Annotated in this window: 12 protein-coding genes; 5 read left to right on the forward strand and 7 right to left on the reverse strand. The window is 72.2% G+C overall.

Annotated elements, in window-relative coordinates; translation table 11 throughout:
* The 5 genes from ABFY07_RS41785 to ABFY07_RS41805 form a co-directional block, all read right to left on the reverse strand.
* The coding region (locus tag ABFY07_RS41785) for a DUF2510 domain-containing protein (RefSeq protein ID WP_346179475.1) at window positions 1-702 on the reverse strand (702 nt) is incomplete at its 3' end.
* A gap of 234 nt (window positions 703-936) precedes the next feature.
* Window positions 937-1,791: a polysaccharide deacetylase family protein gene (locus tag ABFY07_RS41790; RefSeq protein WP_346179476.1), complete on the reverse strand. Its 855-nt coding sequence runs from the start codon at window positions 1,789-1,791 to the stop codon at window positions 937-939.
* Between the two features lie 94 nt (window positions 1,792-1,885).
* A complete protein-coding gene (locus tag ABFY07_RS41795; RefSeq protein WP_346179477.1) occupies window positions 1,886-3,010 on the reverse strand; it encodes an oxidoreductase in 1,125 nt (374 codons plus the stop codon).
* 45 nt (window positions 3,011-3,055) lie between these two features.
* Window positions 3,056-3,676, reverse strand: coding sequence for a DUF1989 domain-containing protein (locus ABFY07_RS41800; RefSeq protein ID WP_346179478.1), 621 nt, complete (start codon window positions 3,674-3,676; stop codon window positions 3,056-3,058).
* Between the two features lie 76 nt (window positions 3,677-3,752).
* The gene (locus tag ABFY07_RS41805) at window positions 3,753-5,162 is read right to left on the reverse strand and encodes a purine-cytosine permease family protein (protein WP_346179479.1); all 1,410 of its coding nucleotides are present in this window, start codon (window positions 5,160-5,162) and stop codon (window positions 3,753-3,755) included.
* A gap of 152 nt (window positions 5,163-5,314) precedes the next feature.
* Between ABFY07_RS41805 and ABFY07_RS41810 the strand changes: the two genes are divergently transcribed.
* The 4 genes from ABFY07_RS41810 to ABFY07_RS41825 all read left to right on the forward strand — a co-directional run bounded on the left by ABFY07_RS41810 (window position 5,315) and on the right by ABFY07_RS41825 (window position 10,421).
* A complete protein-coding gene (locus ABFY07_RS41810; RefSeq protein ID WP_346179480.1) occupies window positions 5,315-6,877 on the forward strand; it encodes a PucR family transcriptional regulator in 1,563 nt (520 codons plus the stop codon).
* A 145-nt stretch (window positions 6,878-7,022) separates the two neighbouring features.
* Window positions 7,023-7,997 carry a helix-turn-helix transcriptional regulator gene (locus ABFY07_RS41815; protein ID WP_346179481.1) on the forward strand — a complete coding sequence of 325 codons (975 nt, stop codon included), beginning with the start codon at window positions 7,023-7,025 and terminating at the stop codon, window positions 7,995-7,997.
* A 1-nt stretch (window position 7,998) separates the two neighbouring features.
* Window positions 7,999-9,048 carry an NAD(P)-dependent alcohol dehydrogenase gene (locus ABFY07_RS41820; RefSeq protein ID WP_346179482.1) on the forward strand — a complete coding sequence of 350 codons (1,050 nt, stop codon included), beginning with the start codon at window positions 7,999-8,001 and terminating at the stop codon, window positions 9,046-9,048.
* A 338-nt stretch (window positions 9,049-9,386) separates the two neighbouring features.
* The gene (locus tag ABFY07_RS41825) at window positions 9,387-10,421 is read left to right on the forward strand and encodes an abortive phage infection protein (RefSeq protein WP_428837109.1); all 1,035 of its coding nucleotides are present in this window, start codon (window positions 9,387-9,389) and stop codon (window positions 10,419-10,421) included.
* Here ABFY07_RS41825 and ABFY07_RS41830 read toward each other — a convergent pair.
* Both ABFY07_RS41830 and ABFY07_RS41835 read right to left on the reverse strand, forming a co-directional pair.
* On the reverse strand, window positions 10,375-10,773 hold the full coding sequence (locus tag ABFY07_RS41830) for an SseB family protein (protein ID WP_065960064.1): 399 nt from the start codon (window positions 10,771-10,773) through the stop codon (window positions 10,375-10,377). The genes ABFY07_RS41825 and ABFY07_RS41830 overlap by 47 nt on opposite strands.
* 142 nt (window positions 10,774-10,915) lie before the next feature.
* Entirely contained in the window at window positions 10,916-12,094 is a 1,179-nt protein-coding gene (locus tag ABFY07_RS41835) for an epoxide hydrolase family protein (RefSeq protein WP_346179483.1), read from the reverse strand.
* A 200-nt stretch (window positions 12,095-12,294) separates the two neighbouring features.
* Here ABFY07_RS41835 and ABFY07_RS43365 point away from each other — a divergent pair.
* On the forward strand, window positions 12,295-12,444 hold a 150-nt coding region (locus tag ABFY07_RS43365; protein ID WP_428837110.1), incomplete at its 3' end, for a putative T7SS-secreted protein.

The following is a 12,444-nucleotide window of genomic DNA, read 5'->3' on the forward strand; positions in this document are numbered from 1 at the left end:
CTCGGCGGCGGCGCGCCGCGCGGGCGGCAGCGCCTGGGCGGACGCGGGCGCCTCGGCGCCACCGGGGCCGCCGGGGCCGGGGCCGGTCACGGCCTGGCGCGGATCGGGCACCCCCGGCCCGGCGGGGCCGCCGGAAGCCGGGCCGCCCGCCGGGTCCGCGCCCCAGGAGACGCGACGGTCCTGGTCGCCGCCGAACCCGGACTGCCGGGACGCGTCGGCCTGCCAGGCCGAGGCGGGCTCCGGCCGGGAGCCGTGCAGCCGCTGCGGGTCGTTCCAGTCCATGGCGGCCGGGGCCGCGCCGCCCGCCCCCGGGCTCGGGGCCGAGTCCGGATTCGCGGCCGGCGGCACCGGCTCGGGCCCCCGCCCGCCCCGCGCGTCCCCCCGTACGTCCATCTCGCCGCGCGGCCGCAGCTCCGGCAGCGCCCGCCCGCCGTCCTCCTGCTCTCCGCTCCGCCCCGCGGCCGGGGGCTCCTCGTCCAGGAACATGGGACCGGTCTCGTCCGGCACCGGGGCGGTGACCTGAGTGTGGGTCACTCCGGGCGGCGGCGCGGGCATGGCCTCGCCGTCACTCGGCGCGGGCCGGCTGGTGCCGGGCACCCAGGCGGCGCCGTTCCAGTAACGGATGTAGCCAGGGATGGACGGATCAGGATAAAAGCCAGGAATGGAGCTGCCGTCCGCGGATCCTGAGGTAGGGGCGCTCATGATCTCCGATGTCCCGTATCTGCTCGGCCGTGCTGTGCTGCGCCGCGCCTGTGCGGTGCGTCGCGGTGGGGGGCGACAAGCAGTCTGCCGTACGAGGGCCGCAGTGCAACACGGAGCGCGCTGTCAAGGTCTATCAGACCGGCCCGCGGCCCGTACCCGCCCTCGGCACTCACCACTCTCCCGTGCGAGCGCGCCGCCGCCGTGCGAGCGGATCCCCCGCGCCGTACGAGCGGGTCACCGATACGCGTCGGTGGGCGGCGGGGTGATGGTGTGGGTGGTCAGCTGCGGGTCGTCGGCGGCGGCGTCGGCTATGTCCACGCAGCGGGCGAAGCGTGTGCCGCGGTCCCGCATGTGGGTGATCAGGGCTCTGAGCGCTTCGGCCCGCCCCGGGCGTCCGGTGAGGGAGGGGTGGAGGGTGAGCATGAAAAGGGCCTGGTGGCGGGCGTGGGCGTCGGCTTCGTCGCGCCACATGGTCAGGACGGTGTGCGGTGCCTGGATGATCGAACCGACGTGGGGGTCGGGCAGGAACGCGTACTGCTCCCAGTCGTCGAGCGACCAGTGCGGAGGCAGCTCGATGAACTGGCCGCGGGGGGTGGTGACGCGGTAGGGGCGGTCGTGGCCCATGAGCGAGGAGTCGTACAGGCCGTGTTCCGCGACCAGTTCGCAGGTCGCCGCGTTGGCCTGCCAGTTCGCCGCCCGGTATCCGGCGATGGGGACCTTTTGCCGGGCGAAGACCTCCAGGGTGCGGGTGAAGTCCGCGCGCTGTTCGGCGTCGGTCATGTCGGTCGGCGGGCGGTGGGCGTAGGTGTGGTGGGCGACTTCGTGGCCGTGGTCGAGGATGGTGGGGGCCAGGCGGGGGTGGTGTTCGGCGACCCAGCCGGGGATGAAGAACGTCGCGGACACCTCTTCCTCGCGCAGCAGCGCGAGCAGCCTCGGGACGCCGACGTCCAGGCCGTACTGCTCGTGGGACATGGTGCTGGTGTGGGTGGCGTAGTGCCGGCCGCGGGCCAGGACGGGGGTGTGGGCGTCCACGTCGACGGTCAGGGCGGCGACGGTGCCGCCGCCGTGCCAGGCGGAGGTGGTGGGCATGGGCTGGGCTCCTTGCGGGCGGAGCCGCCCTGCGCGGTGGCGGGGGCCGGCGCGCAGGGCGGGGCGGTGCTGGGTGGGGTGGTGCTGGGTGGGGTCAGGGCCGGCGGGCGGGCTGCCGCTGCCGCCAGGCGGCGACGTTGGCGAGGGTGACGGTCGGGTCGAGCATGGCCGGGTCGAAGGGGTGGATGGGCCCGCCCTCGGCCAGTCTGCGAGGGTAGTCGGGGTTGGCGAGGGCGGCACGGCCGAGGGAGAGCACATCGGCGTGGCCGTCGTCGAGGACATGGGCGGCCAGGCCCGGGTCCGCCAGGCCGCCGTTGGCGATGACGGGCAGGCCGGTGACGCGGCGGGCCAGGGCGGTGAGGGTTTCGCCGGTTTCCAGGGTGGAGCCCTGCGCCCAGCCCGCGCCTTCGCCCGCCAGGTGGATATAGGTGGCGCCGGCGTCGGCGACCGCGGTGAAGACGGTGACGGCGTCGGGGGCGCCGGCCCACCGGTGGTGGTGGTCGTTGACCTTGCCTTCGGACAGGCGTACGCCGACCCAGAACGCGGGGTCGTCGTTCTCCTTGCGGATCTCGCGGATGATCCGGGCGGTCAGCCGGATCCGATTGGCGGTGGTGCCGCCGTAGGCGTCGGTGCGGGTGTTGGTGTAGTCGGTGAGGAACTGGTCGAGGAGGTAGCCGTTGGCGGCGTGGACCTCGACGCCGGTGAATCCCGCGCGGCGGGCGCGGCCCGCGGCCGCGACGAAGCCTTCCACGACGGTGTCGATGTCGTCGCCGGTCATGGCGTGCGGCACCGGCCAGGGCCCCGAGCCGCCGTAGGCGGGCATCATCCGTCCCCGTGGCCGGACGGCGGAGGGGCCGGCGGTGCGCGCGCTGTACGGGTTGCCCTGGGAGAGGGCCCCGGCGTGCATGAGCTGCATCACGGGGTGGGCGCCGGCGTCGCGCACGGCACGGGCGACGGTCTGCCAGGCGTTCTCGTGGGCGGGGGTGATGACGCCGGGCTGGTTGAGGTAGCCCTGGCTGTAGTGCGGGTCGGTGTAGACGCCTTCGGTGATGACCAGTCCGAAGCCCCCGCGGGCATAGGCGGCGTAGTAGTCGGCCATGTCGGGGGTGGGGGTGCCGTCCCCGGAAGCTGATATGCGCGTCATGGGCGCGACGGCGAGACGGTTGGGCAGGGTGGCGTCGGCCAGGCGGACCGGTTGCAGGGCCGGGTGGTCGCTCATGCTGGAACTCCGTTGGTACTGGGGCGGTTCGGTGATGTCGGGAGGTCAGGCGCCGGCGGGGCCGTCGGAGAACACGGTGACCGACAGGGGGGTGGGGTCGCCGTCGTTGACCACCGGTGCGAGGTCCTGCGGGCAGGCGGAGAGCACGGCCAGGCAGTCGACGACGGCGGTGAAGGTGATGGAATCCCCCGGCCGGGTGGACGCGGGACGCCGGACCAGCTCGTCCCCGTCCACCCGGACGTCCATGAAGACGTTGACGGGCTGAGGGATGGTGTCGGGGTGGATCCCGTGGGCGGCCAGCGCGTCGACGAGGTTCTGCGCGCAGGAGGCGTGCCCGGGCACCCCCAGCGCCCGGTAGCGTTCCGCGTCGCAGGCGGCGATGAGCATGTCGTGCCGGCCCGGCGAGGTGTCCTCCGCGAGGGTCAGGACGGGACGGCGCAGATTGGTGACGAACTGCTGGCCGACGGCGGGGAAGAGGCGGGAGGTCGCGGCCCGGGTGTGGGAGGCGCTCAGGTACTCGCCGGGGTCGTCGGTGCGGTAGACGAACAGGTCTCCGACCTGCCCGCCTTCCTGGTCGGTGATCCGCAGGTGCTGGCCGGCGGCGAGGGGGAACGCCTTCACGCCGCGCGCCGGAACGGTCACGGAGCTGGTGATGGTGGCTGTCATATCGGGTACTCCATCAGGCGGTCCGGGCCGCCATCCAGGGAAGAACGACCACAGTCCGGGGGAAGCGGGTGTGTGATCACACACCGGTGGGGACTTCGGGTGCGGCCGGCGTGCCGCCGCGGCGGGCCTTGCGGCGCTCCTGGCGCGCCAGGAGGTAGTGCAGACCGCCGGCGACCAGCCCGCCGGACAGCCAGGAGAAGTCGGTGTCGCCCAGAGCGCGCGCCAGGGGGCCCTGCATGGCGGGGACCAGTCCGTACTGCCAGCACCAGCCCGCCACGATGCCCGCACCCAGCGCGGCCAGTGCCCGCCAGCGCCACGGCGGCCCGTCGTGCGTGTACAGGGACGCCACATCCACCCGGCCGCGGCGCAGGACGTAGTACTCCACGAGCATGACGCCGGCCCATGGGCTGATCCACACCAGGATGGACGCCATCCAGTGGTCGAACGACTCCGCGAAACTGGGGGACCGCATGAAGAGCAGCAGCGCGCCGGTGGCCACGGCCCCGGCCAGCAGCGTCACCTTCCAGCGCGCCACCCGCACCCCGACCGTCAGCGCCGCCAGGGAGCAGGAGTAGAGGTTCAGGATGTTGGTGGCGATGGGGCCGTGCATGATCAGGAGCAGCACCGGCAGGGCCATGGTGCCGAACGAGGCGATCACCAGTTGGGAAGGGTCGCCGCCCTTGCCCGCGCCGGCCAGGCAGGCACCCAGCGCCGCCAGCCAGACGGTGGGCACGTACATGCCCAGTGCGGTGGCCCAGAACACCCGCCGGGCCGGCACCCGGGGGGCGACGAACCGGGAGTAGTCGGCCGAGTAGGGCACCCAGCTCACGCCCCAGCCCACGCCGATCGCGGTCAGCAGTTGGGTGATCGCGGTGAACTTCTCCCGGCCCCCTTCGGCGCTGCCACCGCTCCAGCGCAGGTCCACCTGCGTCAGCGACAGCACCGTCATCACGGCCATCACCAGCACGGTGGCGGGCACGGTGTACTTCTCGAAGGAGCGGATGGCGTAGAAGCCGACGACGGCCAGCCCCAGTTGCAGGGCCATGACCACCGCGGCCACCAGGTACCTGAGCCCGGTGCCGCCGTGGATGCCCAGTTCGCCGAGCATGGCGACGGCAAGGTCCAGGATCACCCAGGTGTTGACCCCCACCCAGCCCATCGTCAACACCCCTTGGATCACCCCGGGGATGATCGCGCCACGCCGCCCGAACGCGGCCCGGCCCAGCACCATCTGGTTCACGCCGGTGCGGTGCCCCATGAGGTTGAACGCTCCGAACACCGCGCACCCGATCGCGTTTCCGGCGGCGATGACCACCAGCGTTTCCCACAGGCTCAGTCCCAGCGTGATCCCCAGCGCACCCAGGACCCAGTTGATCGGCGCCACGTTGGCGCCCACCCAGATCCACCACTGGTCCATGGCCGAAGAGTCCCGGCCGTGCTCGGGTACGGGCTCCACCCCGTGCACATCGAAACTCGGCGGTTCCACGGCTGTGGGGTGCGAGGGGCTTGGTGGCGTCATGGCGACCTCCGGGGCTTGGCTCAGGAATGTGACCAGGCCCACGTCATCACCAGACGGGGCGATACCCCTAGTGGTCGGATTACTCCTTCTTGACCGTGAGAAGTGGTGGAATATCCACCGTGCTCACCATCAGCGCCCTCGTCGCCCTCCCCCACCTCGGGCTCTCCGTCATCATCCCCGGCCCGCCCGGCGCGCTCGACGCCGAGATCGCCTGGCTTCACAACACCGAACTGCCCGACCCCTCCGGCTACATCGGCCGCACCGAGCTGGTCCTGACCAACGGGCTGTGGCTGTCCTCGACCCCGGCCGACGAGTTCGTGGCCCACTGCCGTGCCGCCGGCGCCGCCGGCATCGTCTTCGGCCTGCGCGACGCCACCCCCGCCACCCCGGCCGGCCTCGTCGAGGCATGCCGTACCGCCGGTCTCCCCCTCCTCCAGTTGCCGACCGAGGTGCCGTTCACCGCCGTCACCCAGGCCGCCGCCGATGTCCACGCCACCGAGAAACAGACCCCTCTGGCCGCCTCGCTGCGCCGGGGCACCGCCTTCACCAACGCCATCTCCGCCGGCGCGGGAGCCGACGGCGTCCTGGGCGTCCTGCGCCGGGAACACAACCTGCCCCTGGCCGTGGTCGACCGCACCGGCGCCGTCCTCGCCCACAGCGGGGGCGCCGCGCTGAGCGCCGAGGACGCGCACACCGCCGCCGTCTCCCTCGCCCGCACCCCGCCGCCCCTGGAACTCGCCCTCACCGAGGACACCACCGCGACGCTCCTGCCCGTCGGCACCACGGGCCGCCCCGACGCCGCCCTGCTGTGCCTGCGCGCCGCCGCCGACCTCACCGAGGCCCAGCAGCAGGCCCTGGGGCAGGCGGCCCACTACCTCGCCCTGGAGATCGCCCGCCGCCAGGCCATCCGGGCCGGCGAGGAGCGCTTCGCCGGCGAACTGATCGACATGATCGTCTCCGGGGTCGGATCAGTCGGCGACATCACCCGCCGCCTGGGGGCCTTCGGGGTCGACCCCGACCAGCCCCTCGCCACCCTGGCCTTCGCCACCCGCGGCAACACCCCCATGAGCGACCTCGCCGCCGCGATCCGCACCGCGCTCACCGACCGCGGCATCCCCGCCATGGTGGCCACCGGCCACGCCGATGTCGTCGCGGTATGCGCCTGGCGCCGGCCCGGCACCGACCTGACGGACTGGTGCCGCCGTCTCGCCGAACACCTCGCCGAACACCTCCCGGACCACCGCACCGTCATCGGCATCGGCAGCCCCGTCACCGGCGCCACCCACCTGCGCACCGCCCTGCTCGAAGCCCGCCGCGCCGGCTCCGTCCTCGCCCAGACCAGCCGCCATCTCACCGTCGCCCGCCTGACCGACCTCCCCACCTACCACACCCTCCTCAGCCGGGCCGATCCCCAGCTGCTGCACCAGCTCACCACCGCCATCCTCGGCCCTCTCCGCGACTACGACGCCGCACACGACGGCCGGCTCGAAGCCACCCTGCGCAGCTTCCTGGACCACCAGGCCAGCCCCACGGCCACCGCCCAGGCCATGCACCTGCACGTCAATTCCCTCTACAAGCGCCTCACCCGCATCAGCGCCCTGACCGGCCGCGACACCACCACACTCACCGGGCGCCTCGACCTCCTCCTCGCCCTCGAAGCGGACGCCCTCACCAGCCCCTGACCCCGCGGTCGCGTACCGCGCCCGGCCGGGCCCCGGGCTCGCGTCGGCCTCTCCAGGATCGGCCATCCTGGGTCGGCTTCTCCTAGGTCCAGCAGACCTACGCTGAGGCGGCCGCGAGCCTTTTCGGCCACGAATACTGGAAGCCATGGACCGCAACACCGAGCTCAGCGAGTTCCTGCGGACCCGCAGGGCCCGGCTGCGCCCCGAGGACGCGGGTGTGCAGGCGACCAGCCCCGGCCCCCGGCGGGTGCCGGGGCTGCGCCGGGAGGAGCTGGCGCACCTGGCCGGGGTGAGCACGGACTACTACACCCGGCTGGAACAGGGCCGTCACCTCAATGTCTCGGAGGCGGTGCTCGACGCGGTCGCCCGGGCCCTGCGCCTGAACGACACCGAGCGCGCGTACCTCTTCGAGCTGGCCAAGCCCCGGCCCCGCCGCGCGCGGCGCCGCCGGCCGCTCCGCCCCCAGCGGGTGCGGCCCGGTGTACACCGCATGCTGCAGATGCTGGAGGGGATCTCGCCCGCCTTCGTGCTCGGGCGCGGCGGCGATGTGCTGGCCGCCAACCGGCTGGCCCGCGCGCTGATCACCGACTTCGACGCGCTGCCGTACCGAGAGCGGAACATGAACCGCTTCATGTTCCTCGACCCGGCGGCCCGCGAGCTCTACGGCGAGTGGGACACCTACGCGGCGGAGATGGTGGCCTCCCTCCGGCTCCAGGCGGGCCGGCACGCCGACGACCCGGGCATCACCGAGCTGGTCGGCGAGCTGACGATCAAGAGCCCGGAGTTCCGTACGTGGTGGGCCGACCACAACGTGCGGGAGAGGTCGCACGGCGTGAAGATCTACCGCCACCCGGTGGTCGGGGAGATGACGCTGTCCTACGAGACCGTGACCTTCCCCGGCGATGACGACCAGTCGATGTGCGTGTACACGGTCGAGCCCGGATCGCCCTCGGAGGCGGCTCTGCAGCTGCTCGCGAACTGGACCGCGGCCCCGCCCAACCGTCCCTCCTCCCCCTCTGCCCCCTTTTCCTCCCCCTCCTCCTCTTCCGCTCCTTCTTCCCCCTCTTCCTCTTCCCCTTCCCCTTCCACGTCCCGACACCCTCTTCAGGGAGATCACTGACATGACCACCAGCGTCACCGCCTACGCCGCGCCCGCCCCCAAGGCCCCGCTGGAGCGCACCACCATCGAGCGCCGCGCCGTCGGGGAGCACGACATCCTGATAGAGATCGCCTACGCGGGCATCTGCCACTCCGACATCCACCAGGCCCGCGAGGAGTGGGGCACCGCCCAGTTCCCGATGGTGCCCGGCCATGAGATCGCGGGCATCGTCACCGAGGTCGGCCCGGGCGTCACCAAGTACGCCGTGGGCGACCGGGTCGGGGTCGGCTGCTTCGTCGACTCCTGCCGCGAGTGCGAGAACTGCCTGGCGGGCGAGGAGCAGTACTGCCTCAAGGGCGAGGTGGCGACGTACAACGGCAAGCAGTACGACGGCGAGCCCACGTACGGCGGCTACAGCACCCACATCGTCGTCGACGAGAACTACGCGCTGCGCATCCCCGACGGCCTCTCGCTCGACGTCGCCGCCCCGCTGCTGTGCGCGGGCATCACCCTCTACTCCCCCCTGGCCCACTGGAACGCCGGCCCCGGCAAGAAGGTCGCCATCGTGGGCCTCGGCGGCCTCGGCCACATGGGCGTGAAGATCGCCCACGCCATGGGCGCGGAGGTCACCGTCCTCAGCCAGTCGCTCCGCAAGAAGGACGACGGCCTGCGGCTGGGCGCCGACCACTTCCACGCGACCAGCGACGAGTCCACCTTCACGGAGCTGGCCGGGTCCTTCGACCTCATCGTCAACACGGTCTCGGCGAACATCCCCCTGGACGCTTACCTCTCGCTGCTGAAGCGGGACGGCACGATGGTGCACGTGGGCGGTCCGGAGTTCCCCAGCTCCTTCCACCAGTTCTCGCTGATCATGGGCCGTAAGTCGATGGCGGGCTCGAAGATCGGCGGAATCCGGCAGACCCAGGAGATGCTGGACTTCTGTGCGGCGCACGGCTTCGGCGCGGAGATCGAGGTGATCACGGCTGACCAGATCAACGAGGCTTACGACCGGGTCGTGAGCAGCGATGTGCGGTACCGGTTTGTGATCGACATCGCGTCCCTGAAGAGCTAGGGGCGTCGCTCGACTTAAGTCGCAGGGACGCAGACCATCGGCTGACGACAGGGCGAGCCGTCGTTCCCGAGACTGGTGAGGGGTCGCAGACAGCGACCGCGGACACCAGGGGGACGAGAGTGACGACAGCGCGGAGCAAGCGGAGCCAGGGGATCAGCCGAGGGCGTTTTCTGGCGGGCGCGGGGGCCGTGGGGGCCGCGGCGGCCTCGGGAGCACTGCTGGCGCCGGGCGGCCGGGCGGAGGCAGCGGACCGGCCCGGCCGCCGCGACCAACCCGACCGGTCCGGCCGGCCCAGCCGGTCCGCTCGGTCTGATCGGCCCGGTCTGACGTACCGGGGCGTGTCGTACGAGGTCATCGACGGCGAGACGCCGGCGACGAGCTGGAGCATGGCTCGGATGCGCGGGGACATCCGAGCCATCCAGGAGGATCTGCACGCCGGCTCGGTCTCGGTCTTCGGCACGGGCGTCGACCGACTCGCGGCCACCGCCTCGGAGGCGGCGGAGCGCGGGCTGCACATCTGGCTCCAGCCGCGCCTGGCCGATGTGCCCCACCAGGACATCCTGGACCACCTGGCCGAGACCGGCCGGCACGCCGAGCGCCTGCGGCGCCAGGGCGCCCGGGTCCATCTCAGCGTGGGCGCGGAGTTCGTCCTGTTCGTCCCGGGCATCGTGCCGGGGGACAACGCTGTGGAGCGCGTCCAGAACATGCTCAGCGGAAACTTCGACCCCGAGAAGATGGTGCGCCGGCTGCGCGAGTTCACCGCCCGGGCCGCGAAGGTCGGCAGGTCCGTCTTCAAGGGGCGGATGACGTATGGCGCCGCGCAGGACGAAGAGGTCGACTGGGACCTGTTCGACCTGGTCAGCGTCAATTACTACGCGTACTTCCCGCGCAAAGCCGACTACGTCCGCGAGCTCACCCCGTTTCTGCGCTGGGGCAAGCCCGTCGTCATCTCCGAGTTCGGCTGCTGCACCTTCAAGGGCGCCCCCGAGCAGGGCGGCATGGGGTGGAGCGTGGTGGACTACGACAAGGAGCCGCCGGAGATCATCGGCGACCTGGCCCGCAGCGAGCGGACCCAGGCGGCCTATCTGACCGATCTGCTCGACGTCTTCGAGTCGATGAGCCTGTACGCGGCGCTGGTGTACCAGTTCGTCACCCCCGACGCCCCGCACCGGGCCGACCCCCGCTACGACCTCGACCTGGCGAGCTACGGCCTGGTCAAGCCCATCTGGAAGACGTTCGAGGACCCGACCCCCGACTGGCACTGGCAGCCGAAGGAGGCCTTCCACGCCCTGGCCGGGCACTACGCCCGGGCGGGGTCGCCCCGGTTCAGCCCGCGGAGTGCGTCAGAAGCGTCCGTACCCCACCGCCCGTGAGCGTCACCGCCTCCGGCGCGCCCGCGTCGATGGCCAGGGACAGCTCATCGGAGGGCCAGCCCTCGGCGAGGGCGCCCAGCGGGACCCGGTGGTAGCGGTGGATCTGCGGCAGGGCCTGGTGCATACGGTCCGGGGTGGTGAAGACGGGCACCAGCTGGGCGCCGTCCTCCTGCTCGAAGACGGGGAGGGTCACGGCTTGGGGATCCGTGTCCTCCGTCGCTTCCGGCGCGGGAAGCAGCACCTCGCTGTTGGCGAGGGTGTCCAGCGCCGAGGCGTCCGCGCGGGCGGCGGCGAGCTCGCCGAGGGCGTGCTGGGTGGCGGAGACGGTGTTGTCGTCGGGGAGGTCAGTCATGATTCCGTCCAGCGATCGGTTGGGTATGTGGGCCGGCATATGGCCGAGGGCCGAAGCCGTAAAGCCGGTCGAGTACCCGACCGCATGCCATCGACACATCCCGCCGGCCCGCGACCCCCGCCCGGCCCCGAAAACGTGCTCGTCAGGCCAGGTCGCGGAAGAAGGCGCGGATGTCCGTCACCAGCAGCTCCGGCTGCTCCATGGCCGCGAAGTGTCCGCCCCGGTCGTGCTCCGTCCACCGCACGATGGTGTTCGTCCGCTCCGCGATGTGCCGCAGGGGGATGAAGTTGTCCCGGGGGAAGTCGGCGAAGGCCGTCGGCACGGTGGACGGCTCGGGGCCCGTGGCGGGGGCGTGGGCCCGTTCGTAGTAGATGCGGCCGGAGGAACCGGCGGTGCCGGTGAGCCAGTAGAGCATGACGTTGGTGAGGAGCTGGTCGCGGTCGACGGCGTCCTCGGGGCGGTCGCGGGAGTCGGTCCACTCCTTGAATTTCTCGGCGATCCAGGCGAGCTGGCCGACGGGTGAGTCGGTGAGCGCGTAGGCCAGGGTCTGGGGGCGGGTGGCCTGGATGTCGGCGTAGCCCTGGCGGTCGCGGAGCCATTCCCGGTATCGCTCCCAGGAGGCGAGGGTGCGGTCGCGTTCGGCCGGGGTCAGGGTGGCCAGGTGGGCGGGGTCGGGCTCCTCGGCGGCCTGGGCGCCGGGGATCAGGTTGAGGTGGACGCCGATGAGCCGGTCGGGGTGGAGGCGGCCGAGCTCCCGGGAGATCGCGGCGCCCCAGTCGCCGCCCTGCGCCCCGTAGCGCCGGTAGCCGAGGCGCTCCATCAGCTCGGCGAACGCGGCGGCGACCCGGTGGTACTCCCAGCCGGTCTCCCGCGTCGGTCCGGAGAGAGTGAACCCCGGGATGCTCGGCAGGACGAGGTGGAACGCCTGGGAGGGGTCGCCGCCGTGGGCTCGTGGGTCGGTGAGGGGGCCGGCGACACGGGTGAATTCCACGATGGAGCCCGGCCAGCCATGCGTCATGATCAGCGGGGTGGCGTCGGGTTCGGGTGAGCGGATGTGGGCGAAGTGGATGTTCGCCCCGTCGATCGTGGTGGTGAACTGCGGCCACTCGTTCAGCCGCGCTTCGGCGGCACGCCAGTCGTAGGTGTGGCGCCAGTACCGCACCAGCTCCCGCAGATAGTCGCGTGGGACGCCGTACGACCAGCCCACCCCGGGCAGTTCATCGGGCCATCGCGTGCGATCCAGCCGGGCGTGGAGATCGTCCAGCTCGGCTTCGGGGATGTCGAGGCGGAAGGGGCGAATGGTCTCGGCCAGGTCGGTCATACCGCCGCATGCTAGGTTCGCCGCCTTTATACAGCGAGCAAAATACGGCCGCCGACTCGCCCGGCTGTGGCAGTGACCTCGTCTTATGTGAATACTTTCGCCCAGTACCAGAGGCTTGGCGAAGAGGGCGGGGGCGTCATGGGGCTGCGGGGGCAGATGGCCGGATGGTGGCGTAGACCGCCCTTCGGAGTGACCCTCTGATGGGGTGGGATCTGACGCCCGGCTGGCTCGACGACGCGGTCGAGTCGGGCACGGAGGCCGTCGGGGACGGTGTCGAGTGGCTGGGGAACAAGACCGCGGAGGGCCTGGACAAGGTCGGCTGGGAGAGCGGGGCCGACTGGGTCCGCGAC

Source organism: Streptomyces sparsogenes subsp. cuspidosporus (genome assembly GCF_039532705.1).
In the GTDB taxonomy this organism is placed as follows: domain Bacteria; phylum Actinomycetota; class Actinomycetes; order Streptomycetales; family Streptomycetaceae; genus Streptomyces; species Streptomyces sparsogenes.